Raw genomic sequence first — 26,874 nt, forward strand, 5'->3', positions numbered from 1 at the left:
GGCCGCCTCAGGCAATCAGATGCAGCCGGCGCCGCTGCGCCAGCCAGGTGCTCAGTTCCGCCGCGGGCATGGGCTTGGCATACAGATAGCCCTGCTTGGCGTCCACCCCCAGCGTGTCCAGGAAGGCGGTTTCTTCCTGGGTCTCGACGCCTTCGGCGATCACCTGGAGTTCGAGCGTGCGGGCCACCGCCACGATGGCCCGCGCCAGGGCCTGCGACACGGGGTTCTCGTTGACGCCGCGCACGAAGCTGGCGTCCAGCTTGATCGCGTCCAGTGGAATGCGGGCCAGTTGCGACAGCGACGAATAACCGGTGCCGAAGTCGTCCAGGTGGACCCGCGCGCCGAGTTGGCGGAACTGCTTCATCAGCTCGATCGCGGCGACCTCGTCCTCGATCAGGCAGCTTTCGGTGAGTTCGATGTCCAGCAGGCACGGATCCAGGCCGGCGTCGTTGACCGCCCGCATGAATTCGCTGACCACGCCCTTGTCGTCCAGCTGGCGCGCCGACACGTTCACCGCCACCCGCAGGTTCAGGCCCTCGCGCTTCCAGGCCGCGGCCTGGCGCGCGGCCTCGCGCATCACCCACACGCCCAGTTGCGAGATCAGGCCGGATTCCTCGGCGTAGGGAATGAACACGCTGGGGCAGATCATGCCGCGTTCGGGCGAACGCCAGCGCAGCAGCGCCTCGACCCCGTCGACCTCGCCGCCGCGGCCGGCCAGCTTGGGCTGGTAGTACAGCATCAGGTGGCCCTCGGCCAGCGCCTTGCGCAGGTTGGTGTCCAGCCACACGTAGTCGGCGTTGCGGCGGTCCATCTCGGGCTGGAACACGCGATAGGTATGGCGCCCGGCCTCCTTGGCCACGTACATGGCGATGTCGGCGCTGCGCACCACGCTGTCCAGGTCGTCGCCGTGTTCGGGGTACATGGCGATGCCGATGGAACAGCTGGTGTAGACCTCGATCAGTTCCTGGCGGAACGGCTCGCGCAGGCGGTCGATGATGCGGCCCGCGGTGGCCTCCAGCTGCCAGGCTTCAGCGTGTTCCTGCAACACCAGGAATTCGTCGCCGCCCAGGCGCGCCAGCGTCTGGCCGGGCGCCAGGCAGCTGGAAATGGCGATCGCCACCGACTTGAGCAGGCGGTCGCCAAAGCCATGGCCATAGTGGTCGTTGATGCGCTTGAAGTTGTCCAGGTCCAGGAACAGCACGCCGCCGCGGGCGCCCTCGCCTTCGGCCAGCGCCGCCTTCAGGCGCGTGGTGATGGCGTGGCGGTTGGGCAGGTTGGTCAGCACGTCGGTGTTAGCCAGCACCCGCAGGCGTTCCTGCGCCTGGCGTTCCTCGGTGATGTCGGTGCCCGAGCAGATCAGGTAGACGCGCTTTTCGCCGCTGCCGCTGGTGACGAACTTGTTGCGGAACAGGAACAGGCGCGGCCCCTTGACCGTGTTGATCAGGCGCTCGACCTCGTACGACTGCCCGCGCTTGTAGAACTCGGCGATGTTGCGGCGCGAGGCGGCGGCCTCTTCGCGCGTCATGAACATGTCGAACACGCTGCGGCCGACGATGTCCTGCTCGCGCTTGCCCGTGTATTCCTCGCTGACCTTGTTGAAGCGCTGCACGCGCCCGTGCTGGTCGACGATGACGATGACCGAATTGGCTTCGGACACCACGGTCTCGGCGAACGACAGACCCTCGACCAGGTCGCGCGCCACCGAATCGGTGTCGGTATGCGCCGAGGCCGTGCCGGCCCATTCGTTGGGATTGATCTTGCGGCCGACCAGCCGCAGCTGTATCGGGTCGCCGTACAGGACGATGTCGATGCGCAGGCTGGCGGTGATGCCAGTCAGGGCGCGGATGGCCTGCGCCTGCTCGGGCTTGAGCGCCATCGCGATATTGGTGGCGCCCTTGACGGCGGACAGCTCGATCGCGTCGCTATCCGCCGGCAGCCTCCAAAAGGGGCTCGACGTACCGAAATGCAGGTACAGGATCGATTTGTCGTCCTGAGTCTGAGTCATTGGTATCCCCCGCCGTCCTAGGAAGGCCTGCCGGAAACATTACGGCTTAGGCAGTTCGGGGTCAACCACCTGCGTGAACAGCGTTTGGGCTGTATTGCGGATTATTTCATCTCGTTCGGCAACCGTGGCGCGCGCCCCGCCCCCCCGCGCTATGGATGATTCGTGGGGAGAACGATGACTTCACGCGTATTGCGCCTGCCGGTATCTGCCATGCAAACAATAACGTCGAAAATTTGTGACCATTTCCCTGGTGTGGCGCAAATGAAGCACCGGGGCGGGGCGCGCCGGCCTCGGCGCCCCTCGCCCGCAAGGCTTACTCGGGCTTGACCCCGGCCTCGTCGATCACCTTGGTCCAGCGCGCCAGCTCGGCCGACACGCGGGCGCCGGCATCGGCCGGGCTGGTCCACTCGGCGATGGCGCCCTGGTTAAGCAGCGAGGCCTTCACAGCCGGCTTGGCCAGGATCTTCTTGAGCTCGCCGTTCAGGCGCTCGATCACCGGCGCCGGCGTGCCGGCCGGCGCCACGATGCCGAACATGGAGCTGACCTCGAAACCGGGCAGGCCGGCCTCGGCCGCGGTCGGCACCTCCGGCAGCGCCTCGACGCGTTGCGCCGACGTCACCGCCAGCGCGCGCAGCTTGCCGGCCTTGATGCTGGCCTGCGAGGCCGGCACGGTCTCGATCATGCTGAGCACCTGCCCGCCCATCAGGTCGGTCATGGCCGGGCCGCTGCCCTTGTAGGGCACGTGCAGGATGTCCACGCCGGCGGTGCGCTTGAACATTTCGCCGGCCAGGTGCTGCGGCGAGCCGTTGCCGGCCGAGGCCATGGTGACGTAGCCCGGGCGCGACTTGGCCAGCGCGATCAGCTGCTTCAGGTCATTGGCCTGCACCGACGGGTTGACCACGAACACCAGCGGCACGGTGCCGACGATGGACACCGGCGCGAAGCTCTTTTCCACGTCGTAGGTGACGCGGCCGCGGTACAGCGCCGCGTTGATCGAATGGCTGGTGAGCGCGCCCATCAGCAGCGTGTAGCCGTCGGGCTGGGCCTTGGCGACCTGGTCGGCGCCGATGTTGCCGGCGGCGCCGGCGCGGTTCTCGACGATCACCGACTGGCCCAGCGCGCCAGTCAGTTCCTGCGCCAGCACGCGCCCGATCACGTCGGTGGCGCCCCCGGGCGGGTACGGCACGATCAGGCGGATGGGCTTGTCGGGATAGGCGTCGGCGGCCACGGCGGGCGCCGCGGCGCCGGTACACAAGGCCAACAGGGAAAGCAGCAAGGCGCGGCGGGGCCGCAGACGCAGGTCTGACATGTAGGTCTCCTGCCGGGATGGGTATAGGAATGGAACGGACGCCCGGCTCGTCAACCGCGCCAGTGTAGGAGGCGAATCTTGATTGATGAATCAGAATTTTTCTATCGACTGATCTTTTTTCAAGATCAATAAAACTTCCGACGGAAATCGCTTGCCGGGTATTTCCAAGGGTGGATATGATCACAGCCCTGGATTATCAATAATATTATCGGGAACAAAAATGACGGACGAGACCAAGGGCGGCAAGCCCGCCAAGGGCCCCTTCGACAGCGATGGCGCGCGCAGCACCGGCGTGGCGCGCGGGCTGACCAACTACGGCGACACCGGCTTTTCGCTGTTCCTGCGCAAGGCCTTCATCAAAGGCGCCGGCCTGTCGGACGACGCACTGGCGCGTCCCATCATCGGCATCGTCAACACCGGCAGCAGCTACAACCCGTGCCACGGCAACGCGCCGCAGCTGATCGAGGCGGTCAAGCGCGGCGTGATGCTGGCCGGCGGCCTGCCGATGGACTTCCCCACCATCTCGGTGCACGAGAGCTTCTCGCAGCCCACCAGCATGTACCTGCGCAACCTCATGTCGATGGACACCGAGGAAATGATCCGCGCCCAGCCGATGGACGCGGTGGTGCTGATCGGCGGTTGCGACAAGACCGTGCCGGCGCAGCTGATGGGCGCTTCGTCCGCCGGCGTGCCCGCGATCCAGCTGGTGACCGGCTCGATGCTGACCGGCTCGCATCGCGGCGAACGGGTCGGCGCCTGCACCGATTGCCGCCGCTACTGGGGCCGCTACCGCGCCGAGGAAATCGACGCGCCCGAGATCGCCGACGTCAACAACCAGCTGGTGGCCAGCGTCGGCACCTGTTCGGTGATGGGCACCGCCAGCACCATGGCCTGCCTGACCGAAGCCATGGGCATGATGGTGTCCGGCGGCGCGTCCGCCCCCGCCGTCACCGCCGACCGCGTGCGCGTGGCCGAGCGCACTGGCGCCACCGCCGTCGCCATGGCGGCCGCGCGCCTGACGCCCGACCGCATCATCACCGGCAAGTCCATCGAGAACGCGCTGCGCGTGCTGCTGGCCATCGGCGGCTCGACCAACGGCATCGTGCACCTGACCGCCATCGCCGGCCGCCTGGGCATCAATATCGACCTGGCCGGGCTCGACCGCATGAGCCGCGAGACGCCCGTGCTGGTGGACCTCAAGCCCTCCGGCCAGCACTACATGGAAGACTTCCACCACGCCGGCGGCATGCTGGCGCTGCTGCGCGAACTGCGCCCGCTGCTGCACCTGGACGCGCTGACGGTGTCGGGCCGCACCCTGGGCGAGGAACTGGACGACGCCCCCGCCCCGTTCAAGCAGGACGTGATCCGCAGCGTCGCCGCGCCGATCTATCCGGTGGGTGGCCTGGCCGTGCTGCGCGGCAACCTGGCGCCCGGCGGCGCCATCATCAAGCAGTCGGCGGCCAATCCCAAGCTGATGGAGCATGAAGGCCGCGCCGTGGTGTTCGAGGACGCCGAGGACATGGCCCGCCGCATCGACGACGAGGCGCTGGACGTGACCGCCGACGACGTGCTGGTGCTCAAGCGCATCGGTCCCACCGGCGCGCCCGGCATGCCCGAGGCCGGCTACATGCCGATCCCCAAGAAGCTGGCGCGCGCCGGCGTCAAGGACATGGTGCGGATATCCGACGGCCGCATGAGCGGCACGGCGGCCGGCACCATCGTGCTGCACGTCACCCCCGAGGCCGCCATTGGCGGACCGCTCGCCTACGTGCAAAATGGCGACCGGATCCGCCTGTCGGTGGCGCGGCGCGAAATCGCCCTGCTGGTCGAGGATGCCGAGCTGGCGCGCCGCATGGCGGCCGGCCCGGTCGAGCGTCCGGCGGCCGAGCGCGGCTACCGCAAGCTGTTCCTGCAGACCGTGACGCAGGCCGACCAGGGCGTGGACTTCGACTTCCTGCGCGCCGGCGCCACCCGCGACACCGTGCCCAGGCAATAACGCTTTTCCCCTCGCCCATGAACGCCATCAGCCCCGCCGCCCTCGAACCCCAAGCGCCCGACGCCCTGGCGGCGGCGGTCGCCGCGCTGGAGGAAGACATCGTCTTCGGCCGGCTGCATCCGCGCGAGCGGCTGACCGAGGACGAGCTGATGGCGCGCTTCGACATGAAGCGCCACGCGGTGCGCCAGGTGCTGGTGGAGCTGGAGCTGCTGGGGGTGGTCGAGCGCAAGCGCAACGTCGGCGCGGTGGTGCGGGCTTTCTCGGCGCGCGAGGTGATGGAGCTGTATGCGCTGCGCGAAGTGCTGGAAGTGCATGCCGCCAGCCTGATGCCGCTGCCGGTGCCGCCGGCGCGGCTGGCGGCGTTGACGGCGGTGCAGCGCGAGCACGACGCCGCCGTGGCCGATGGCGACGCGCGCCGCGTGTTCCGCAGCAACCAGCGCTTTCACCGCGAGTTGTTCGGGCTGCTGGATAACGCCGTGCTGGGCCAGGCCATCGAGGAATACGCGCGCCGCACCCATCCGATCCGCTTCGGCTCGCTGGCGGCCGCCAATTACCGCGAACGCGCCCGCCAGGAACACTGGGCCATGATCCACGCCCTGCGCGACGGCGACCGCGCCGCGCTGATGGCGCTGTGCCGCGAGCACCTGCTGCCCTCGCGCGACGCCTATCTGGCGTCGGAACAGGCGCGCCGCGGCGCCTGAACGGGCAGCACGCGGAACCTGGCAGCGGACGGGCCGGGCCCCCGCGCGGACCGAACGCGGCGCACGCGCATGACGCATCGAACGCCACGACGGGGCATGACCTGGCGGCCGCCTTGCCTTGCCAAGGTCACGCCTCAGCGGGCCGCTTCGGCCAGATACTGGCGCAGCATCGCCACCAGCGCCGCGGCCGCCGGCGGCAGGCTGCGGTTACGCGCCGTCACCAGCCCGATCGAGCGTTCGGCCACCGGGCCGATCAGCGGCCGCTGCACGATGCCGTTCTGCGCCACCGCGCCCGCCGCGATCTCGGGCAGCGCCGCCACCCCGAAGCCGCACTCCACCATGGCCACGATGGTGGTCAGGTGCTCGGCCTCGAAGGCCGGCGTGAAGCGGATGCGGTTCTGCAGGAAGGCCCATTCGGTGTACTGGCGCACGCTGCTCGGATGCACCATCGACACGTGCGCCGCGCTGGCCGTGTCGGCCCAGCGCAGCGGCCCCCTGGCGCGCGCCAGCGGGTGCCCCTCGGGGATCAGCAGCAGAAAGCTGTCCGACATCAAGGGCTGGTAATGCAGGTCGGCGTGCTGCGGGTCGGCGGCGGTCAGCGCGAAGTCCACGTCGCCGGCGCGCACCAGGTCGAAGGCCGGGCCCGACAGCGTGTCGCGCACCTTCAGCGCCACCTGCGGATGCGCCTGGCGGTAGGCCATCAACACCCGCGGCAACAGGCGCGCGGCCAGCGACGGCAGCGCCGCCACCGACACCTGGCCATGCTCGGCGCTGGCGATGCCGCTGACCGCGGCGATGGCGTCGCGAAAGGCCACCTGCAGCGCGGCGGCCTGCTGCATGAAGACCTCGCCCGCCGCCGTCAGCCGCACCGTGCGCGTGGTACGGTCGAACAGCCGCACGCCCAGCGCGTCCTCGATGCGCTGGATCTGCGTGGACAGCGCCGATTGCGACAGGTGCAGTTGCGCCGCCGCCTGGCGGAAGTTGAGGGTGCGGCCCAGCACCAGGGTGGTGTCGATGTCGCGCATCGAGAGATTGATCTGCATGCCGCCGGGCGCCTTGTCCATTGATCCGATTTGTCGATCATTCTATCCAAAAAATCTGATTCATCAATCAAACAGGCTTCTCTACACTCGGCGCCGAATAGGGAAACAAGTGCGGACACGAGCGCGGACGCACGCGCGGATACGAACGCAGATACGGACTTAGATACAGACGCAGATGCAACAGCGGTTTCAGAACAAGGAGCAAACCATGCAGACGGACGCGAAGGCCCTGCCCAATCCGGGCGCGGCGCATGCGGTGGTGGTGGGCGGCGGCACCATGGGCGCCGACGTGGCGGTGGTGCTGACGCGCGCCGCCTGCCGCACGACGGTGATCGAGCCGGACGCGGCGCGCGCGGCCGCCCTGCCGGCGCGCGTGGCCGACAATCTCAAGACCATCGGCCGCGAGGCCCAGGTGGCGCAACTGGCCACGGCCGCCAGCCTGGACCAGGTGGACTGGGCCAGCGTCGATCTGGTGATCGAGTGCGTGCCGGAGCGGCTGGACATCAAGCAGGCGCTGTTCGCCGAGCTGGTGCGCCGCGCGCGGCCCGACGCCATCCTGGCGAGCAACAGTTCCAGTTTCCCGATCAGCGCCATCGGCCAGGGGCTGGCCACGCGCGAACGCATGCTGGGCCTGCACTTCTTCATGCCGGCGCACCTGGTGCCGCTGGTCGAGGTGGTGATGGCCGAGACCAGCGACGAGGCCCGCGCCGACGCGCTGATCGCCTTCATGCGCCGCTGCGGCAGCGTGCCGGTGAAGGTGCGCCAGGACCTGCCGGGTTTCCTGGCCAACCGCCTGCAGCACGCGCTGTCGCGCGAGGCCTTCAACCTGATCGACCGCGGCATCGCCTCGCCCGAGGACGTGGACGCGGCGGTGCGCTTCGGCTTCGGCTTCCGCTTCCTGGCGGCCGGGCCGGTGATGCAGCGCGACCACGCCGGCATCGACGTGCACGCGGCGGCCGGCGCGACCATGTACCCGACGTTCTGCAACGACGACCATCCGGCGCGCTGCCTGACCGAGCGCGCCGCCGATGGTCGCCATGGCATGAAGGCGGGCGAAGGCTTCTATGCCTGGACACCGGACACCATCGCCGCCGAACGCGCGCGCTATGACCGCCTGTTGCGCGCGGGCCTGGACCTGATCGCGCCGGAACTGCCGGAGATCCAGCCATGAACGCCGTGGACATCCCCCGCCCTGCCCTGGCCGAGTCGCCCGTCATCGTGACGGTGGCGCCCAACGGCGCCTACAAGAAAGCCGCCGACCACCCGGCCGTGCCGCTGACGGCCGAGGCCCTGGCGCTGGAAGCCCGCGCCTGCCTGGACGCGGGCGCGGCGATGATGCACATGCACGTGCGCAAGCCGGACGGCAGCCATCTGCTGGACGCGCAGGCCTACCGCGACGCGCTGGCGGCGGTGCGGCGCGCGGTGGGCGACGAGCTGCTGGTGCAGGTGACGAGCGAAGCGGCCGGCGTGTACAAGGCGGCCGAGCAGATGGCGCTGGTGCGCGCGCTGCAGCCCGAAGCGGTGTCGATCGGCCTGCGCGAGATCGCGGTGCCGGAGATTGCCGAAAGCGAGCTGGCGGCGTTCCTGGCCTGGGTCGCCGAGCGCCGCATCATGACGCAGATCATCCTGTACGACGAGGGCGACGTGCGGCGCTGGCTGTCGCTGCGGGCGCGCGGGCTGGTGCCGCCGGGCGCGTGGTCGGTGCTGTTCGTGCTGGGACGCTACAGCGTGGGGCAGACCTCGTCGGCCTATGACCTGCTGCCGTTCCTGGCGGCCTACGATCATTCGCTGCCCTGGGCGGTGTGCGCGTTCGGGGCGCAGGAGAACGCCTGCGTGACGACGGCGGCGGCCTTCGGTGGCCACATGCGGGTGGGGTTCGAGAACAATCTGAAGCTGCGGGACGGAAGCATCGCCGCCGGCAATGCCGATCTGGTGCGCCAGGCCGTCGAGGGCGCGCGCGCGCTGGGACGGCCATTGGCGGACGCGGTACAGGCGCGCCGGATCTACGGCGCGATTGGCTGACGCCAGGACAAGCCCCGGGGCGGCGGCGCGCCACGCGCCCCGGCGGGCCTTGCCAGCCCGGCCCTAGGCCCGCTCGATGCGCGCCGGCAACCCCTGCCGCACCGCCGCGCCCGAAACCCAGTCGATCCAGACGTTGGCGTGCTCGCCGCGCGTCGCATCGCCGAAGCCCAGGTCGTTCAGGTTCACGCCGGCCGCCAGCGCCGGATCGTGCGGCATCGGCTTGCCATCGACCAGGTGGGCGCGCGCGCCCAGTTCGGTGTGGCCATAGCCGTGCTCGACGCCGACCGCGCCCGGCTGGATGCCGTCGCGCAACAGCGCCAGACCGGTCACCGACCCGCCCGGCGTGACGATGCGCACCGGGTCGCCGTTGCGCAAACCAAGCCGCTCGCCGTCCTGCCGGTTGATCGACACCGGATTGTGCGGATGCACCTGGCGCAGCCGGTCCACGCCGATCGACATCGAACTCATCAGGTTGGACTTGAACGAACTCAACAGGAACGGCCAGTCGGCGCGTGGATACTGCTGGCGCACGTCGCGCCCGTCCGCCAGCCGCGCCGGATACCAGGTGGGGCAGCCGCTGTAGCGCTCGCCGGTCATGGCATGGCGAAAGCCCGCCAGTTCCTCGCTCCATATCTGCAAGGGCTTGGCCCAGGCCTGCCGGGTCTGGCCGGCGTCGCTCCAGGCGTCGCGCACGCGGTCGAAACGCCCTCCCCGGCTCATCACCATCGCCACGCGGCGCCACTCCTCGGGCTTGAGCTTGCCTAGCAGCGCGTCGCGATAGCGCGCCACGCCGGTCAGTTCAAGATCGTCGTCGCTGGCCTCGGGCACCGGCCGCCCGGCGCCGAAGGCGATGTTGGCGATGCCGCGCAGGAAGAAGTCCTCGGCCGTGTCCAGCGGATAGCGGTTGCCGTCCGCATCGGCGATGGCGTTGGCGCCGAAGCCCGGCATGCCGATGCGCTTGGCGCAGGCGATCAGGAACGACTCCAGGCACACCGGCGCGCCGTCGGCGCTGCGCGCCACGCGCGGCTCGACCGCCGGCCAGCGCACCGTCGACGCCTTGGCCACCACGTCGGCCCACGGCGCCGACACGCCCCAGCTTTCGTAGGTGACGGTATCGGGCACGATGTAGTCGGCCAGCGCGTTGGTCTCGTTGATGAACGGATTGATCGACACCGCCAGCGGCAGGATCCTCGGGTCCTTCAGCTTGTCCAGCAGCACGTTCCTGAACCCGGCAATGCCGTAGACCGGGTTGCTCATGTGGTTGAACCAGACCTTGGCGCGGTACGGGTAGCCGGCCAGCGCCGACGCCAGCATCTCGGAGCTCAGGCCGCCGGTGGCCGGGTACCAGGGCGCGGCGGCCGGATAGACCGGCTGGCCGGCGGCCTGCTTGCGCTTGAACTCGCTCGACTTCTCATACGGAAAGCGGTTGCGCGACAGGGCCACGCCCTTGGGCGTGGCGCGGTTGGCGAAGCCCGCGATGTTGTAGCGCGGCCCCGCGCCATAGGGCGGGAACGGGCCGGCGTCCAGCACCAGGCCGCCCTCGACGTTGAGGTTGCCCACCAGCGTGTTGAGCATGGCGATGGCGTAGGCGGTGTAGAAGCCCGCCCCGCTCATGGTGCCGCCGTGCGCATCCGCCACGGCGCGCTTGCCGTGGCTGGTGAAGCGCTCGGCCAGGTCGGCGATCTTGACCGCCGGCACGCCGCACAGCGCGGCGTATTCGTCCAGCGACTTGCGCTGCGCCTCCTGGCGCAGCAGCGACAGCGCGCTGCACACGCGCAGCGCGGCCGGCGCGCCCGCCAGGCCCGGCGCCGCCACCGCCTCGTCCACGAACAGCGTGGCCGGCGTGGCACCGGTATGCGGCGCCAGCGTGCCGTCCTCCAGGCGCACCACGTACACGTCCTCCCACTTTTCACCGGCATCGGCCGGCCTGGCCCAACCCAGGTCGGCGCCGCGCAGGAAACTGCCCTGGCGCGCATGCCCTGGCTCGGCGATCACCAGGTGCGTGGCGTTGGTCCATGCCGCCTCGCCCGCCGCCTTCATGGCCGCCGGGCCGGGCTGCGCCAGCGCGCGCGCATCGAAGCGCTCGTTGTCGAGGATCCAGCGGATCAGGCCCATCGCCAGCGCCAGGTCGCTGGCCGGATTGACCGGCACCCATTCATTGCCCGATCCCGCCGACAGGCTGGAGGACGCGGGCAGCATCGGCGACACCACCACATAGGTGAAGCCGGCCTCCTCGGGCCGGGTGCGGGCCTCGGCCAACTGGCGCGCCTGGCGCTGGAACGGGTTGCCGGCCTGCGCCGGCGCCGCGCCGATGAACAGGCCGAAGCGGGCGTTGTCCCAATCCGGCTTGCCGTGCGGCATGCCCTTCAGGTCGCCCAGCGCCGCGCCCGCGCCGACGCGGAAGCTCTGGCCGCAATAGGAACCGTGGTTGCTGAAGTTGACGGTGCCGAACGACTGGCCGGCAAAGCGCTGGATCAGCGGCGTGCGGCCTTCGTTGGACGCGTCCGTGAACAGGAACTGGTTGACCTTGGCCCCGTACTCCGGGTTGGCCGGATCCAGCGGCGTGTCGCGGTCGAAGATCGCGCGCAGGCCGTCCACGTGGCCCTCGCCGAACAGGTCGCCGCCTTCGCACACCTCCTGCACCAGCTGCTCGAAGGAAATCGTCTGCCACTTGCCTTCGCCGCGGCCGCCGACGCGCTTGAGCGGTTGCAGCACGCGGTACGGGCTATGCAACTGCTCCAGCATGGCCGAGCCGCGCGCACAGGACGTGGCGCGCCCTTCCAGGCCGTTGTCGCCGCCCAGTTGCGCGTAGGTTTCGCGCACCGGGGTTTCCATCGCGGCCGGCCGGGTCGTGGCCAGCGGATGATACGGGTTGCCGGCCACCCGCAGGATGCGGTTGGCCTTGGTATCGACGCGCAGCCGCACCCCGCATTGCGTCCAGCAGCCCAGGCAACTGGAGGGGCTGACTGTCTGGCCGGGCTGGGCCGACAGCAGGCCCGTGACCGGATCGATGCGGAATTCCGGCGTCAGCGAATTGCCGCGCACGGCGTGCGCGGTGGCCGCGCCGGCGGTGCCTTGCGCCAGGCCCTTGACGGCCTTGCCGACGGTCTCGCCGTAGCCAGCCGCGAACGCGGCCAGGCCGCCGGCGACCACGCCGCCGCGCGCGATCAGCTTGCGGCGCGCGGCGTTGTCGGGTTGATCGGGTCCGTCGGCGTGGGCGTCGGGCGTGTCGTCTCGGTGTTGCTTGTCCATGGTCATCTCGATGCGAATTCTTGTCGGGGCCGGCGGCTCAGGCCGCCAGGCCGCGGGTGCGGGCCGGGAACCGTTCCAGCGCGTAGGTCACGGCGGCCACCAGCGCGGCGCACAGGCCCAGCACGCCGATCATGCCGAGCAGGCCGTCGCTGCCCCAGGGCATGTCGTACAGGTACAGGCCGGCGCCATACTTGGGCACGCCCTGCACGCTCATGAACACGACCCAGCGGAAGATCCAGGCGGCGGCCAGCATGGTCAGCGCCAGCGCGGCCGACGGCAGCGGCGCCGCCAGCGCGCGCGGCGCGCGCTGCAACAGCGCGATCATGCAGAACGCGGTGGCCACGGCGCCGGCCAGGCTGGCGCGCCATACCGGGAACTCGCCGAACAGGCGCAACGCGGCCTCGAACGACGGGTCCGCGCCCAGCAATCCCAGCAGGATCCAGGCGCCCGCGCCAATGGCCATCATCACCACCGCCGTCACGCTCAGGCGGCGCAACAGGTCGACCGGCAGCGCCTTCAGGCCGCCGGGCAGCCAGCGCGCCACCAGGAACATCGCCCCCAGCGCGCCCAGCCAGGCGGTCAGCGCGAAGTTCAGCGGCAGGAACGGCGTGTGCCACAGCGGCCGCGCCCGCAGCACCATCACCTCGGCGCCGGTGTAGACCAGGATCGACACCGCCGACAGCGCCAGCGCGATGCCCAGCAGCCGCACCCAGGCCATGCGCCCCCACCACCAGGCGGCGCAGAACAGCACCGCCAGCCCGGTGAAGACCGGCAGCAGCAGCGCCCCCAGCCACATCCACGACCACGGCGTCAGCCGGGTATAGAAATGCCAGAAGCGGCCCGGCTGGTGCAGGTCGGCCAGCAGCGACACGGGCGCGGCGATGGCGCACACCAGCAGCACGGTCACGGCCGCCGGCAGCAACCGGCGGGCCGGTGAGCCGGCCTCGCCAAACGCGGCGCCGGCCGCCGTCAACGCGGCAGTGGCGGCGATGCCGATAAGAAAGAAATACTGCACGGCCCACGGCAGCCAGGCGGCGTCATAAACGGGCGTCAGCAATTCGGTGATCTGCATGCGCGTCCCCTTCTCAATGGCCGCCGGCCAGGCGCACGCCGGCCTGGCCGTCAATGTGGTGCACGAAGGCATCGGGCAGGCCGATGTAATAGACGTGCGGGTCGGTCTTCATCTCCGGCTTGAGCACCTTGATGTCGGCGCGATGCTCGGCCATCAGCCGCGAAATGGCGCTGTCCGGATCGTTCAGGTCGCCGATGACACGGGCGCCGCCCACGCAGCTTTCGACGCAGGCCGGCAGCAGGCCGGCTTCGAGCCGGTGCTCGCAGAAGGTGCACTTGTCGGCGGTCTGGGTGTCGTGGTTGATGAAGCGGGCGTCGTACGGACAGGCCTGCACGCAGTAGCCGCAGCCGACGCAGCGCTGGTTGTCGACCAGCACGATGCCGTCCTCGCGCTGGAACGTGGCCTGCACCGGACACACCGGCACACAGGGCGGGTTGTCGCAGTGGTTGCACAGGCGCGGCAGCATCACCATGGCGCAGGGGCCGCCATTGTCGGGCCGCACTTCGTATTGCAGGACGGTGGTGCGGAACTGGCCGACTGGCGGCAGGTTTTCGAGCGAACAGCTGACCGTACAGGACTGGCAGCCGATGCATTTGCGCAGGTCGACCAGCATGCCGTAGCGCTTGCCAGGGATGCCAGGACGGCGAGGGGGTTGCTGGTTGATGCCGGTGCCGGCTTCGGCACGGATGGGGATGATGGTGGCGGCGGCGCTCAGGCCGAGCAGGTTCTTCAGGAAACCACGTTTGCCCGGGAGGGGGACTTCGGGTGGGGGGTGAGGCACAGACTTCTCCGCGAATTATGTCGTTGTGCCATTAACTTATCGCTTTTAGTTATATAGAGAGTTGATGCCGATCAATAGGGGACGGGTTTATTTCAGACCCTTCCTATTGCCCCATCTCGAAAGACCGCAGGTAGTCGCGATCCTGACGCAGAAACGCGGCCAGCAGCGCGCCGACGGCCGGATAGAAACGGAACGTCAGGGACTTGATGGCGTGCATGCGCGCCAGCCAGGCGTCGATCCAGGACAACAGGGCGGATTCAATGAACGCGGCCTGCTCCCGCGCCTGGCCCGCGAGGTCGGCGGGCCGATCGCAGGCCCTGGCCCAGTGGGACATCAATGCCAGCATGACGGCGAGATGGTCTTCCGGCTCCTTGAACGGTTCGTCGAGCCGCAACCGATTGGACGCCAGCATCGCGCGCATCAACAGCGCCGGCTTGCCGTACAACTGTCCGCCGCCATCCAGATAGTGCGAGGCGTAAGGAAGCGGGCAGGCACGGCCCTCCATCAGGAACAGGGTGGCGAAGTCGGCGGCATTCTCGACCGCGGCATCCGCGTGCCGCGCCCACTCCTGGAACACCCCGGCCACGGCGTCCGCCTCGCGCCCCATTCCGAGTTCGGCGAGGACAGCCATGATGTCCGCGGCGCCCCCGCCCTGATAAAGCGCCATGGCGTCCCGCCCCAGCTCCCGGGCAAAGAGGGTGGAGAACCATCCATACAACTGCGACCGCAGAGGGGACGCCGCCACCCATTCAGGGTCGATGTGCTCGCTGTTCAATTGCTGCTCCGCGAAAAAGAGGGAGGGCAACACGCCCTCCCCGGCTATCCCAGCTCTCAGAGGCTGGCCATGAGCTTGCCGTCGATATCGACTTCAGCCGGACCGCCGAATGCCGTCACCGCCGGCGCGACGCCCTTGAACAGCTCGATTTCCACCAGGCAGGTATTGGCGCTGGTCGCCTGCGCCAGCTCGGATGAGCCGATGTCCAGCGTCAATGTATTGGGATCGCCGTAGGTATCCAGCGCGCCGATCTCGGGTCCGGTGGGCCCATACCAGGCGCCCTCGTGAATGCGGACCACCCCGGGCGGGAAGTCGCTGGAGATGGCGGCGCCCGCCAGCAATTGCCCGCGGTCGTTGAAGACCCGCACCAGGTCGCCCTGGCGGATGCCGCGCTGCCGCGCGTCCTCGGGGCTGATATAGACGGGCTCGCGCCCCTGGATGGTGTAGGTCGCCCGCCGCGACGGTGATTCGCACGTCTGCGAATGCAGGCGCTCGTTGGGATGCGAGGACTGCATCCAGAGCGGGTACTTGTCCGAACGCGGACCGCTGTGCGACCGCTCCGCCTTTTCCATCCAGAGCGGATGCCCCTTGCAGTCGCGGTAGCCGAAGCTGGCAAGCTTGCGGCTGTAGATTTCGATGAACCCGGACGGGGTGCCCAGGGCGTTGACTTCCGGATCCTCGCGGAAATCGGCATGCCGCACCCACGGCTTGCCCTCCGGGAAAAGCACGTAGCCCTGTTCCCAGAACTGCGCGAAGGGCGGCATGGCGAAACCCTTGCCGGCGTTCTCCTTGCGGCACTCCTCGTACAGGAATTCGACCCACTGCATCTCGTTCATGTTGCGGGTGTATTCCACATCGCGCTGCATGCGCTTGCAGAAGTCGGTCCAGATGTCGAAATCCGAGCGCGAGTGAAACAGCGGATCGACCAGCTTGTGCATGGCGATCACGCCCCGGTTGGAGAAGGTGCCGTAGGCATCGATGTCATTGCGCTCGAACGGCGTGCAGGCCGGCAACACAATGTCCGCGAAGCGGCAGGTGGCCGTCCAGTTGTAGTCGATCGCGACCACGGTCTCCAGCTTCTGGTAGGCCCGCTTCATTCGATTGCGGTCCTGCTGCCGGTGCCACTGGTTGCCGCCCGAGAAAATGGCCATCTTGTAGGGCGGCAGCTTGACCTTGTGGCCGTTGAAGTTGATTTCCTTGCCCGGCTCCAGCAGCGCGTCGATCACGCGGGCCACCGGCACCACCGCGCTGTAGCCTTGATAGTCGTCGTTCTCGTGCCGCGGTTTGCGGCCCGGATCCAGGTTCAGCGGGAACGAGCCGGGCATCGACGCCCCCGAAGCCGGCACGCCCGCCGAACTGTAGTGGTGGACGTAGCTGATGCCGCCTCCCGGCAAGCCGATCTGGCCCAGCATCGTGGCCAGGATCGCGGCCATCCAGTAAGGCTGTTCGCCGTGCTGCTGGCGCTGGATCGCCCAGCCGAGGATCAGCTGCGTGCGATTGCCCGCCATCAGGCGCGCCAGTTCGCGGATGCGCCCGGCCGGCACGCCGCAGATGGACTCGGCCCATTCGGGGGTGCGCTCGATCTTGTCCTCGGTCTTGCCTTCGACATAGGCGATGAATTCCTCGAAGCCCACGGCATAGGTCTCGATGAATTTCCTGTCGTACAACTCCTCTTTCCACAGGGTATGGATAAGGCCCAGCATCAGCGCCACGTCCGTCATGGGGTTGACGTACTGGTGTTCGCAGCCCAGGTAGTTGCGCGTCTTGCTTTTCACCGGGTCGACGCTGATCACCGAGATCTCGCCGCTGGCCACCTTCTGCTTGAGCCGCGCCAGATGCTCGTAGGCCTCGTGCGTTTCGGTGTTCCACCCCACTTGCAGGTTCTTGATCGGGTCGCTGGCCCAGAACACCAGAACCTGCGTCTCCTTGAGGATGATCTCCCACGACGTGCCCTGCGAGTACACCTCGGTCGACCCGAGCACATAGGGCAGGATGGTCTGGCCGGCGCCGGTCGAGTAGTCGCCCGCCGTGCCGACGCTGTTGCCGTGCATCCCCATCGCCCGCAGCATATGGTTGCCGCAGCTATGCATCTGTCCCACCGAGCGCCAGCCGACGTTGCCCACGTGCAGCGCCCACGGGCCGTAGTCTTTCTGGATACGCTCCAGCTCGTCATAGACCAGATCCAGCGCTTCGTCCCAGCCCACCCGGATGAACCGGTTGTCGCCGCGCGACGCCTGGCCCGCCTGGCTCGGGGCCGCGCCCGCGCGCCGGTTGCGATACCAGTCCAGGCGCACCATCGGGTAACGCACGCGCGATGGGCTGTACAGCACGTCGAGCGTGCCGTCCAGAATCGGCGTGGGGTGCTTGTCGAACTCGAATGGCTTTATTTCCACCACGTGGCCGGCCACGACCCGGGCCCGGAACGCGCCCCAATGGGCGCCCGAGAACCTCCAGCGGCCGGGATCGGCCGCGGCCGTGGTGGCGGCCGCGGCCCGCACCACATTGCCATTGCGCAGAAGCGGCGGCACCACGAAGGAACCCAGTGAAGCGGCGACACCGCCCATGAAACGTCGACGGGAGATTTTCATTTCTTGCTCAGTGGGCCGAAGCCACACCGTCCTTGGCTACGAAATCGGAAGAATGCAACTGCAGGTACTTCAGGACCAGCCTGGCGGTCGGATCATCCATGTTGGTGAACCCGACCATGCCGCCGAACAGCCCCGGCCATTGGTTGGCATCGTGCGAGGTCTCGTTCGGCTGGCGATGGCACACGCTGCAGCTTTGCGAATAGCTCTTGCGCGCCACCGCCCAGATCGGTTCGACGTCAGCCACCAGGCCGCCGCCGCGCAGCCAGACCGTCGCGGAGATCTTCTGCCACTGCAGGCCGGTCACGTCGTCGATGCGGCTTTCGATCACATGGACCACGCCGTCGTCGCGCGACACGTCCTGGCTCAGCACGGCGCTGGTGATATTCATGCCGAACCGGCCGTACAGCACGCGGGCGTAACCCTTGTTCTTTCTCCAGAGCTGCAACTCGACCTGCACCGCGTCCTTTTTCTTCTGCAGCACCTTCACGGCGGTGGCGATCTCGATGGCGCCGATCTCGTGGGCCAGGGTCTCGTCCGCGTAGAGCGGCTGTGGCATGACGCTGTAGTAGTCGCGACCGGCGTCGATGGCGGCGCCGCGCGCGTCGGCCGTGAGCGCCGCCAGCGCCGGGTTGCCCTGCGACTTGACCTCGGGCAGCCGGTGCGCGATGCCCTTGTGGCAGTCGACGCAACTGGCATCGCGTTCGGCCGCGCCGTGCATGGTGGTCTGCGAGGTTACCCGCATCTTGTCGAAATCCATGCTGGCGTAATCATGGCAATTGCGGCATTCCTTGGAGTTGTTCGCCTTGAAGCGGGCCCACTCGCGCGTGGCCAGCACGATGCGGTGTTCCTGGAATTTCTCGGGCGTGCCGATGGTGCCCATCAGGTGCCCCAGCACTTCGCGCGAGGCCTGCATCTTGCGCGCGACCTTGGAGGTGAAGTCATGCGGCACGTGGCAGTCCGGACAGTGCGCGCGCACGCCCGAGCGGTTCTTCCAGTGCACGCTCTGCTGCAGCTCGGGCAGCACGGTGTCGCGCATCGAGTGGCAGGAAATACAGAAGGCCTCGGTGTTGGTGGCGTTCATGCCGGTATTGAACAGGGCCAGGAACGTCACGCCGCCCAGGAACCCGCCGATGACCAGCACGCCCAGGCCGATGCGGGTGGCGGGACGCAGCAACAGCGCGCCCGTCCATTGGATGACGGATTTGGCGATCTTGAAGGGATTTTTCATGTCGGTGGCTCAGGCTGCGGCTTTGTAGAACGGAGCATTCATGCCGGCGGCCCCCAGAACAGGATCTGCCCGAACCAGACGACGAATCCGTAGATGCAGATCATCAGGAACGCCACGACGGGACACGCCACAAAGGCCAGCGACAGGAACTTGGTCCACTCGGCCCCACCACCATTACTGCTGTGCTTGGGTTTGCTTTTCACGGAGTACAACTATTTGGATATGAACGGCGACTGCGTCGAACCGCGTCGCGGCACAAGCAAGGCCGGCGGTCCCCGCGAGGGTCGTTGGCGGTTCGATGCCTTTTCATGATCGACGCGCGGCCGGCCCCCCCATGTTGATCTCGGTCAAGCGCCGCGGGTCGCACGCGCCATCGCGCCCGTTACTCAGACCGGTCCGAAACCACGGCCGGGTGACCTCCGAAAAACACATATCGTGGCGCGGCGATCGGCATCATGGTGTGGCCGACGGTAAACGCGTCCGACATAAATCCAAATGCGCCGCAGCCAAGCAAAACCGCGATCCGGATTCATTAATATCCGATCCCGTTGTCGGCTTCGCGCCGCCCTTGATGCAGCGAGGATTGTTGTCATGAGTATCTGGATGGGCACCGGCCATGCTTGAAGCGCAGGGGCTCACCTGTTCGAAAGAAACCCGTCTGCTGTTCGAAGACGTGTCGTTCCAGCTATGCGCGGGGCAACTGCTGCGCGTGACAGCGCCCAACGGCCATGGCAAGACCAGCCTGCTGCGCATCCTGTGCGGCCTGACGCGCGCCGACGCCGGCACGGTGTGCTGGCGCGGGGCAGACATCCACCGCCTGGGGCCGGCCTACCGCCAGCAGCTTCTCTACCTGGGCCATGCCGACGCGCTCGCCGATTCCCTGACCCCGCTCGAAAACCTGCGCTTCCTGTGCCAGGCCCAGGCCGATGCCGTCACCACGGCGGCCTGTCGCGACGCGCTGTGCCGGATGGGCCTGACCGCGATGCTCGACCTGCCGGCGCGCCTGCTGTCACGCGGCCAGCGGCGCCGCGTGATGCTGGCGCGGCTGTCGCTGCGCCCGGCGCGGCCGCTGTGGATCCTGGACGAACCCTTCAACCTGCTCGACGCGGCCACGGTGGCGGCGCTGACGCGGACGCTGGCAAGCCATTGCGACAACGGCGGGCGCGTCCTCCTGACCACGCACCAGGAGGTTGACCTGGACCGCCCGGTGCGCACCCTCGATCTCGGTCCGCGCGCGCCATGACACGGCTGGCCAGCCCCTTCTTCGCCGTGCTGCGGCGCGACCTGCTGCTGCTTGGCCGAGGCCGGGCCGACGCCGTCATCTCGCTGCTTTTCTTCGTGCTGGTCGCCTGCCTGTTCCCGCTGGGCGTGGGCGCCGATGCGGCTTTCCTGCGTGCACTCGGACCGGGCGTGCTGTGGGTGGCCGCGCTGCTCGCCACGCTGTTGTCGCAGCATCGGCTGTTCGCGCAGGACCACGCCGACGGCACGCTCGAACAACTGCTGCTTTCGCCGGGCGCCGCGACGCTCTGGGTGCTGGCCAAGATCACCGCGCACTGGATCGGAACCGGTCTGCCTTTGATCGCCGTGGCGCCGGTCATGGGCCTGCTGTTTGACCTGGGTCAGTGTTCGCGCCTGACCCTGTCGCTATCTTTCGCGCTGGGAACGCCGGTGCTGGCCCTGGTCGGCGCGATCGGCGCCGCGCTGTCCCTCGGGATGCGCGGCGGCGGCGTGCTGCAGGCCCTGTTGCTGCTGCCCTGGTTCGTGCCGGTGCTGATCTTCGGCGCGGGCTCGGTGGCCTCGTGTGGCGCCGGCCAGCCGCCCGCCACCCCGTTCCTGCTGCTTGGCGGCGCGCTGCTGGCGGCGCTGGCGCTGGCCCCGCCCGCCTGTGTCCTGGCGCTGCGCTTTGCCGTCGAAGAATGAAGATGCCTCCCATGCCTGCCCTCCCGCCCGCTCCTCCCGCCCGCCACGCCAGCCGTCTGCTGCGGTTCGCCGCGCCACAGGCCTTCTATCCGCTGGCGGGCAGGCTGGTTCCCTGGTGTGGCGGGCTCGCCATCCTGCTTGGCGCATGCGGCCTGGCGATCGGCTTTTTCGTCGCGCCCACCGATGCCACCCAGGGCGAGGTCTACCGCATCATCTTCATCCACGTCGCCGCCGCGTGGATGTCGCTGTTCATCTATCTGCTGATGGCGTTCTGGTCCGCGCTTGGCCTGATCCTGCGCACCCGACTGTCGTTCATCATGGCGCGCGCGCTGGCTCCCACCGGCGCGCTGTTCTGCTTCGTCGCGCTCTGGAGCGGCGCGCTATGGGGCCGGCCAACCTGGGGCGCTTACTGGGTCTGGGACGCGCGGCTCACCTCGCAACTGATCCTGGGATTCCTGTACCTGGGTTACCTGGCGCTGACCGCCCTGACTGTCGATCCCCATCGCGGCGACCGCGCCGGAGCGCTGGTGGCCCTGGTGGGCGCCATCAACGTACCGGTCATCTATTTCTCGGTGTCCTGGTGGAGCACGCTGCACCAGGGCGCTTCGGTCAGCCTGACGCGCGCGCCGTCCATGGCGGCGACCATGCTGGCCGCCATGCTGCTCATGGCCCTGGCCGCGTGGGCCTACACCGCCGCCGTGACGCTGGCGCGCGCGCGCGTCATGATGCTGGAGCGGGAGTGGCCGGCCGGCTGGGTGCGCGAGCTGGCGCGCCGCGAGACGGCGATGCGCAAGGAGCCGGCATGATGCACTGGCAATCCTGGGCCGCGTTCTGGCACATGGGCGGGCGCGCCGCCTTCGTCTGGGGCAGCTACGGCATGCTGGCCCTGCTGGTGCTGGCCGAATGCGTGTCGCTGGCCCGGCGGCGGCGCCGCGCGCTGCGGCGCCTGGCGGCGCTGGCTAGCGCCAATCCCACGGCCAGGCAGCAATCACACGACGGAGGACCGGCATGACTTCCCCCCGCCGCCGGCGTCTGCTCCTGCTGCTCTGTGCGGTCGCGCTGTTGAGCGCGGCTGCCGCCCTGATCCTGACGGCCATGCGCCAGAACCTGGTGTTCTTCCACACGCCCAGCGAAATCGCGCGCGGCGAGGCGCCACGACAGCGGCTGTTCCGCGTCGGCGGCATGGTGCTGGCCGGCTCGCTGCAACGCGAGCCGGACGGTCTGGGCGTGCGTTTCATCGTCACCGACACCGCCCACGAGGTGCCCGTGGTGTATCGCGGCGCCCTGCCCGACCTGTTCCGCGAAGGCACGGGCGTGGTCGCCCAAGGCACGCTGGACACCGACGGCGTGTTCACCGCGACCAGCGTGCTGGCGCGCCACGACGAGAACTACACGCCGATCGAAGTGCGCGACGCCATCGCGCGCGCCCACGACGCCAGCAGGACGGTGCGGCCATGATCGCCGAAGTCGGCCACTTTTCACTGGTGCTTGGCTTCGCGCTGGCGCTGGTGCAGGCCATCGTGCCGCTGTATGGCGCCTGGCGCGGCCGCGCGGCGCTGATGGCGGTCGGCCGCGGCGCCGCGCGCGGGCAACTGCTGTTCGTGCTGCTGTCATACGCCTGCCTGCACCTGCTTTTCATCGCCAATGATTTCTCCGTGCGGCTGGTGGCGGACAACAGCCACAGCCGCACGCCGCTGATCTACCGGATCACCGCGGTCTGGGGCAACCACGAGGGCTCCATGTTGCTGTGGATCGTTTCGCTGTCGCTGTGGACGATGGCGGTGACGCGCTGGAGCCGCGGGCTGCCCGAGGCATTCACGGCGCGCGTCCTGGGCGTGCTGGGCGCGGTCGGCGCGGGCTTCACCGCCTTCACGCTGCTGACCTCCAACCCCTTCGCCCGCCTGCTGCCCGCGGCGCGCGAGGGCCGCGACCTGAACCCGCTGTTGCAGGACCCCGGCATGATCATCCACCCGCCCTTGCTGTACCTGGGCTACGTGGGCTTCAGCATCGCCTTCGCCTTCGCCATCGCGGCCCTGATGACAGGGCGGCTGGATGCCGCCTGGGCGCGCTGGTCGCGGCCCTGGACCGTGGCCGCCTGGGTGCTGCTGACCGCCGGCATCGCGGTGGGATCGAGCTGGGCCTATTACGAGCTGGGCTGGGGCGGGTGGTGGTTCTGGGACCCGGTCGAGAACGCCTCGTTCATGCCGTGGCTGCTGGGCACCGCGCTGATCCACTCGCTGGCCGTGACCGAAAAGCGCGGCGCGTTCCGCGGCTGGACCGTGCTGTTGGCGATCGGCACCTTCTCGCTATCGCTGCTGGGCACGTTCCTGGTGCGATCCGGCGTCGTCACCTCGGTGCACGCCTTCGCCACCGACCCGGCGCGCGGCCTGTTCATCCTGTGCCTGCTGGTGACGGTGGTGGGCGCATCGCTGCTGCTATACGCCTGGCGCGCCCCGCGGCTGCAGGGCGGCGGCCACTTCCAATTGGTATCGCGCGACGCCGCCTTGCTGGCCAACAACGCGCTGCTGCCCGTGGCCTGCGCGGCGGTGCTGCTCGGCACCCTCTACCCGCTGTTGCTCGACGCCCTGGGCCTGGGCAAGATTTCGGTGGGACCGCCCTACTTCGACACCACCTTCGTGCCGTTGATGACGCCGGTGCTCGCGCTGCTGGTGCCCGGCGCCGTGGCGCGCTGGAAGGCCGACACCTGGCAACGGCTGGCGCGCCGCCTGGGGCCGGCCGCGCTCGCCAGCGCGCTGCTGGGCCCGGCGCTGGGCTACGGCCTCGGGCACTTCACCTGGCGCGCCTGCCTGGGCCTGGCGCTGGCGGCGTGGATCGTGCTGGGCAGCCTGCAATTGCTGGCGGAGCGCCTGCACGGCGGCGGTCGGGCCGACATCGCCACCCGCCTGCGCGGCATCCCCGGGAGCTGGTGGGGCATGTGGCTGGCCCATCTCGGCCTGGGCGTGTTCATTATTGGCGTCACCATGGTCAACAGCTTCCAGTCCCAGCTCGACGTGCGCATGCTGCCCGGCCAGACCGCCCATCTGGCCGGGTACACCTTCACCTTCGGCGGCGTCGAGCAGGTCGCCGGCCCCAACTGGATCGCCGCGCGCGCCACTCTCGATGTCGCGCGCGGCGGCAGGCATGTCGCCACGCTGCGACCGGAGACCCGCCACTACGTGACGCAAGCGATGCCGATGACGCAATCGGCCATCGACGTCGGCCCCTTGCGCGATCTCTACACCGCGCTGGGCGAAAGCCTGCCCGACGGCGGCTGGATCGTGAACCTGTTCCACAAGCCGTTCATCAGCTGGATCTGGGCCGGCTGCGCGCTAATGATCCTGGGCGGCCTGGCCGCCGCCGCCGACCGCCGCTACCGCAAGCCGGCTTCGCGGCGCGACGCCTCGCCCCCGGGCCAAGCCCGGCCCCCGCAAAGCGAACTGCCATGAAACTGCGATCCCTCGTGCCCCTGCTGTTGTTTCTCGGGCTGGTAGCCATGCTCGCCGTCGGCCTGGGCCTGGACCCGCGCGAACTGCCCTCGCCCCTGGTTCGCCGGCCAGCGCCGCCCTTCACGCTGGCGCGGCTGGACGCGCCGGGAGGCCAGTTCGGGCTGGACGACATGCGCGGCCGGGTCTGGCTGCTCAACGTCTGGGCCAGCTGGTGCGTCGCCTGCCGCGTCGAACACCCCGTGCTGCTGCGCGCCGCCCGCGAAGGCCGCATTGCCATCGTCGGGCTGGACTACAAGGACGAAGACAGCGCGGCGCGCGCATGGCTGGCACGCCTGGGCAACCCCTACATCGCCACGGTGCTCGACCCGCGCGGCAGACTCGGCATCGACTATGGCGTGTACGGCGTGCCCGAGACCTTTCTCATCGACGCCCAGGGCGTCATCCGCTACAAGCACGTCGGGCCGGTCACGCAGGACGTGCTCGACAACATCCTGATCCCCCGGGCGCTGAATGAACCCTGACATCCCCCGCCAGCCTCGCCCCACGATAGGACGCACCGCCGTGGCCAGCGGTTGGCACGCGACCGGCCGCGGCATCGCGCTGGCGCTATTCATTGCGGCCCGGGCCGTGGCCAGCGAGGCGCCCGCCGCCGCGTCCGACCCCGCCCTGGAAGCGCACGTCCAGGCCTTCACGCGCGACCTGCGCTGCCTGGTGTGCCAGAACGAATCCCTGGCGGACTCGCGCGCGCCGCTGGCGCGCGACCTGCGCGACGAAGTGCGTCGCCTGTTCCGCTCGGGTCAGGACGAGGTCCAGGTGCGCCAGTTCCTGGTATCGCGCTATGGCGACTACGTGCTCTATCGCCCGCCGCTGAAAGCCCGCACCGCGCTGCTGTGGATCGGGCCCGGCGTGCTGCTTGCCGGCGCCATGGGCGGCCTGCTGTGGCGCTTGCGGCGCCATGCCCGCGCGCCGGAGGCGCCCTTGCCCGCGCCGCAAGCGCAGGCGGCCCGGGCCCTGCTGGCCGAGCCCCCGCAAGACGCCGCGCCGTCCGCCGCCGGCGGGGAGCGCGCACCATGACCCTGTTCTGGCTCCTCGCGGCCGGCATGGTCGCCGTCGCCCTGCTGTTCGTGCTGCCGCCCCTGTTGGCGCCAGAGGCCGCCGGCCGCCGCGGCGGCTCGCCCCAGGCGCAGGCATCGCTGGCGGTGCTGCGCGAACAACTGGCGCAATTGCAGGCCGACCATGCCAGCGGGCGCCTCGCACCGGACCACTATGCCCAGGCGCGCACCGAGATCGAACGGCGCGCCCTGCGGGAAGGATGCGCGGCGCCGGACCGCCTCGATACCCGGCCCGCGCCCCGCTGGGCCCTGGCGGTGGCCTTGGGGCTGGGCGCGATCAGCGTCGGCCTGTACGCGGCGCTCGGCAACCCGGCGGCCCTGACGCCGGCGGACGCCGACCCGCACGCGTCGCCCTCCGCCAGCGCCGGCCACGACCCCGACGATCCCATGGCCGAACGGCTGGCCGGCCTGATCCAGCACCTGCAGGCCCACCCGGACGACACCGAGGGCTGGACGACATTGGCCCACACCTACGCGACGCTGGGGGATTTCGCCGGCGGCGCGGCAACCTGGGCGCGCATGGGCGCCCGGGCGCCGCAGGATCCCGGCGTGCTGGCGGACTGGGCCGACCTCCTGGCCACTGCGGCGAACGGAGATTTTTCGGGCGAACCCGACCGCCTGATCGGCCGGCTGCTGGCGCTTGCGCCCGACGACGTGAAAGGCCTGGCCCTGGCCGGCACCAGCGCGTTTTTCCGCGGCGACTTCCACGGCGCCATCGACGCCTGGGAACGCCTGCTGCCGCTGGTCGACCCGGATGGCCCCGTCCACGAGCAGGTCCAGGCCAGCCTGGCGCAGGCCCGCCGGGCGGCCGAGGGTGCGGCGGCTGATGGTGCGGCGGCCGAGGGTGCGGCGACCGATGGTGGAGCGGCTGATCGAGCGGCGGCTGATCGCGCGGCGGCCGGCGCGGAAGGCCCCGCCTTCCCGCCGGGGGCTCGCGCCAGTGGCGGCCGCGGCCGGCAGGATTGACCGTCCGCATTCCTCACGGCCAATCCACGCCCCCCTGTTCCCGTTGCCCTTTGCGGCGCGAGGTCTCCCGCCGGGCGTCGCTGCCCGGGCGACGCCGGCGCCCCGGCGCAGGATCAGGCAGGCACCGTCAACGCCTCGCGCCAGGCGGCCAGCTTCTTCTCGAACGACGCGGCCGCGTGGGCCGGGCTGGTGGATGGCAGGTCGACGTATTCCAGCGGCCACGCCGGCAGGCGCGGCAACACATGGCGGCGGTAGAGGCTGGCCGCCTTGGCCCCGTTGAAGCAGACCCGCACGAGGCGCGGATGCGCCAACAGGAACGCCGCGAAGTCGTTGGGCACCAGGGTATCGCCGCGGATGTCCGCATCCAGGCTGCCCGGCCGTTCGCAGGCCTGCAGCACGTCCCAGAGCGCGACGCCGGCGGATCGCAGCGCTTGCAGGCGCCGCGGGTAGTCGGCGGCGGGATCGAACCCCAGCACCTGGCCCGCGATGGGCCAGAAGGCGTTGCGCGGATGGGCGTAATAACGCGCCTGCCGCAGCGAGGCGACGCCGGGCATGGAGCCCAGCACCAGGATGCGGGCGTCGGCGGCGGCAACCGGGGCGAAGCCCTGGACGTGGGCATATCGGTCGGCCACGGTGGTATCGGCAATTCGTTGCATGG

The 26,874-nt window shown here is 69.5% G+C and carries 24 protein-coding genes; 13 read left to right on the forward strand and 11 right to left on the reverse strand.

Annotated elements, in window-relative coordinates; all coding sequences use genetic code 11:
• Positions 1-7 precede the first annotated feature (7 nt).
• The gene (gene pdeR / locus HV742_RS13200; protein WP_175145565.1) at positions 8-2,005 is read right to left on the reverse strand and encodes a cyclic di-GMP phosphodiesterase; all 1,998 of its coding nucleotides are present in this window, start codon (positions 2,003-2,005) and stop codon (positions 8-10) included.
• A gap of 313 nt (positions 2,006-2,318) precedes the next feature.
• The gene (locus HV742_RS13205) at positions 2,319-3,314 is read right to left on the reverse strand and encodes a tripartite tricarboxylate transporter substrate binding protein (protein WP_049074687.1); all 996 of its coding nucleotides are present in this window, start codon (positions 3,312-3,314) and stop codon (positions 2,319-2,321) included.
• A gap of 220 nt (positions 3,315-3,534) precedes the next feature.
• On the opposite strand from HV742_RS13205, the gene HV742_RS13210 reads away from it, so the two are divergent.
• Complete coding sequence (locus HV742_RS13210; RefSeq protein WP_068949884.1) at positions 3,535-5,310, forward strand: IlvD/Edd family dehydratase; 1,776 nt, start codon at positions 3,535-3,537, stop codon at positions 5,308-5,310.
• A gap of 17 nt (positions 5,311-5,327) precedes the next feature.
• The gene (locus HV742_RS13215; RefSeq protein WP_059269918.1) at positions 5,328-6,011 is read left to right on the forward strand and encodes a GntR family transcriptional regulator; all 684 of its coding nucleotides are present in this window, start codon (positions 5,328-5,330) and stop codon (positions 6,009-6,011) included.
• Between the two features lie 134 nt (positions 6,012-6,145).
• Here HV742_RS13215 and HV742_RS13220 read toward each other — a convergent pair whose 3' ends face one another.
• Positions 6,146-7,054 carry a LysR family transcriptional regulator gene (locus tag HV742_RS13220; RefSeq protein ID WP_049077934.1) on the reverse strand — a complete coding sequence of 303 codons (909 nt, stop codon included), beginning with the start codon at positions 7,052-7,054 and terminating at the stop codon, positions 6,146-6,148.
• A 208-nt stretch (positions 7,055-7,262) separates the two neighbouring features.
• Between HV742_RS13220 and HV742_RS13225 the strand changes: the two genes are divergently transcribed.
• Both HV742_RS13225 and HV742_RS13230 read left to right on the forward strand, forming a co-directional pair.
• Complete coding sequence (locus HV742_RS13225) at positions 7,263-8,225, forward strand: 3-hydroxyacyl-CoA dehydrogenase family protein (protein ID WP_175145567.1); 963 nt, start codon at positions 7,263-7,265, stop codon at positions 8,223-8,225.
• Positions 8,222-9,076 (forward strand): beta-keto acid cleavage family enzyme, encoded by an 855-nt coding sequence (locus HV742_RS13230; protein WP_175145569.1) that lies wholly within the window; start codon positions 8,222-8,224, stop codon positions 9,074-9,076. Before HV742_RS13225 ends, HV742_RS13230 begins: the two co-directional genes overlap by 4 nt.
• Before the next feature lie 63 nt (positions 9,077-9,139).
• On the opposite strand, the gene HV742_RS13235 is transcribed toward HV742_RS13230, so the two are convergent.
• The 7 genes from HV742_RS13235 to HV742_RS13265 all read right to left on the reverse strand — a co-directional run bounded on the left by HV742_RS13235 (position 9,140) and on the right by HV742_RS13265 (position 18,975).
• A complete protein-coding gene (locus tag HV742_RS13235) occupies positions 9,140-12,328 on the reverse strand; it encodes a tetrathionate reductase subunit A (RefSeq protein ID WP_175145571.1) in 3,189 nt (1,062 codons plus the stop codon).
• Between the two features lie 37 nt (positions 12,329-12,365).
• The gene (gene nrfD / locus HV742_RS13240; RefSeq protein ID WP_059269915.1) at positions 12,366-13,400 is read right to left on the reverse strand and encodes an NrfD/PsrC family molybdoenzyme membrane anchor subunit; all 1,035 of its coding nucleotides are present in this window, start codon (positions 13,398-13,400) and stop codon (positions 12,366-12,368) included.
• Between the two features lie 13 nt (positions 13,401-13,413).
• Complete coding sequence (gene dsrO, locus HV742_RS13245; RefSeq protein ID WP_049074705.1) at positions 13,414-14,181, reverse strand: sulfate reduction electron transfer complex DsrMKJOP subunit DsrO; 768 nt, start codon at positions 14,179-14,181, stop codon at positions 13,414-13,416.
• A 103-nt stretch (positions 14,182-14,284) separates the two neighbouring features.
• A complete protein-coding gene (torD, locus tag HV742_RS13250; RefSeq protein ID WP_175145573.1) occupies positions 14,285-14,956 on the reverse strand; it encodes a molecular chaperone TorD in 672 nt (223 codons plus the stop codon).
• A gap of 56 nt (positions 14,957-15,012) precedes the next feature.
• Complete coding sequence (gene torA, locus HV742_RS13255) at positions 15,013-17,544, reverse strand: trimethylamine-N-oxide reductase TorA (protein ID WP_175145574.1); 2,532 nt, start codon at positions 17,542-17,544, stop codon at positions 15,013-15,015.
• Between the two features lie 7 nt (positions 17,545-17,551).
• Complete coding sequence (gene torC / locus HV742_RS13260; RefSeq protein ID WP_175145577.1) at positions 17,552-18,772, reverse strand: pentaheme c-type cytochrome TorC; 1,221 nt, start codon at positions 18,770-18,772, stop codon at positions 17,552-17,554.
• Between the two features lie 38 nt (positions 18,773-18,810).
• Entirely contained in the window at positions 18,811-18,975 is a 165-nt protein-coding gene (locus tag HV742_RS13265; protein WP_175145579.1) for a periplasmic nitrate reductase, NapE protein, read from the reverse strand.
• A 413-nt stretch (positions 18,976-19,388) separates the two neighbouring features.
• Here HV742_RS13265 and ccmA point away from each other — a divergent pair, with 413 nt between their 5' ends.
• From ccmA to ccmI, 9 genes are read left to right on the forward strand one after another with little or no spacing between them, the layout of a single operon-like run.
• Positions 19,389-20,015, forward strand: a complete 627-nt coding sequence (gene ccmA, locus HV742_RS13270) for a cytochrome c biogenesis heme-transporting ATPase CcmA (RefSeq protein ID WP_175145581.1) — start codon at positions 19,389-19,391, stop codon at positions 20,013-20,015.
• Complete coding sequence (gene ccmB, locus HV742_RS13275) at positions 20,012-20,692, forward strand: heme exporter protein CcmB (RefSeq protein ID WP_175145583.1); 681 nt, start codon at positions 20,012-20,014, stop codon at positions 20,690-20,692. Before ccmA ends, ccmB begins: the two co-directional genes overlap by 4 nt.
• Positions 20,693-20,694: 2 nt before the next feature.
• Positions 20,695-21,498: a heme ABC transporter permease CcmC gene (gene ccmC, locus HV742_RS13280; protein WP_437340591.1), complete on the forward strand. Its 804-nt coding sequence runs from the start codon at positions 20,695-20,697 to the stop codon at positions 21,496-21,498.
• Positions 21,495-21,704, forward strand: coding sequence for a heme exporter protein CcmD (ccmD, locus tag HV742_RS13285; protein ID WP_238908701.1), 210 nt, complete (start codon positions 21,495-21,497; stop codon positions 21,702-21,704). Before ccmC ends, ccmD begins: the two co-directional genes overlap by 4 nt.
• Positions 21,701-22,150, forward strand: a complete 450-nt coding sequence (ccmE, locus tag HV742_RS13290) for a cytochrome c maturation protein CcmE (RefSeq protein WP_175145593.1) — start codon at positions 21,701-21,703, stop codon at positions 22,148-22,150. The genes ccmD and ccmE overlap by 4 nt, the downstream gene beginning before the upstream one ends.
• The gene (locus HV742_RS13295) at positions 22,147-24,138 is read left to right on the forward strand and encodes a heme lyase CcmF/NrfE family subunit (protein ID WP_175145596.1); all 1,992 of its coding nucleotides are present in this window, start codon (positions 22,147-22,149) and stop codon (positions 24,136-24,138) included. The genes ccmE and HV742_RS13295 overlap by 4 nt, the downstream gene beginning before the upstream one ends.
• On the forward strand, positions 24,135-24,659 hold the full coding sequence (locus HV742_RS13300; RefSeq protein WP_175145598.1) for a DsbE family thiol:disulfide interchange protein: 525 nt from the start codon (positions 24,135-24,137) through the stop codon (positions 24,657-24,659). The genes HV742_RS13295 and HV742_RS13300 overlap by 4 nt, the downstream gene beginning before the upstream one ends.
• A gap of 40 nt (positions 24,660-24,699) precedes the next feature.
• Positions 24,700-25,212, forward strand: a complete 513-nt coding sequence (locus HV742_RS13305; RefSeq protein WP_254601116.1) for a cytochrome c-type biogenesis protein — start codon at positions 24,700-24,702, stop codon at positions 25,210-25,212.
• The gene (gene ccmI / locus HV742_RS13310) at positions 25,209-26,216 is read left to right on the forward strand and encodes a c-type cytochrome biogenesis protein CcmI (protein WP_175145602.1); all 1,008 of its coding nucleotides are present in this window, start codon (positions 25,209-25,211) and stop codon (positions 26,214-26,216) included. The genes HV742_RS13305 and ccmI overlap by 4 nt, the downstream gene beginning before the upstream one ends.
• A gap of 113 nt (positions 26,217-26,329) precedes the next feature.
• Here ccmI and HV742_RS13315 read toward each other — a convergent pair whose 3' ends face one another.
• Complete coding sequence (locus tag HV742_RS13315; RefSeq protein ID WP_082878724.1) at positions 26,330-26,872, reverse strand: DNA-deoxyinosine glycosylase; 543 nt, start codon at positions 26,870-26,872, stop codon at positions 26,330-26,332.
• Positions 26,873-26,874 lie beyond the last annotated feature (2 nt).

The sequence above is a fragment of the Achromobacter ruhlandii genome (assembly GCF_902859695.1).
Taxonomy (GTDB): Bacteria; Pseudomonadota; Gammaproteobacteria; order Burkholderiales; family Burkholderiaceae_B; genus Achromobacter; species Achromobacter ruhlandii.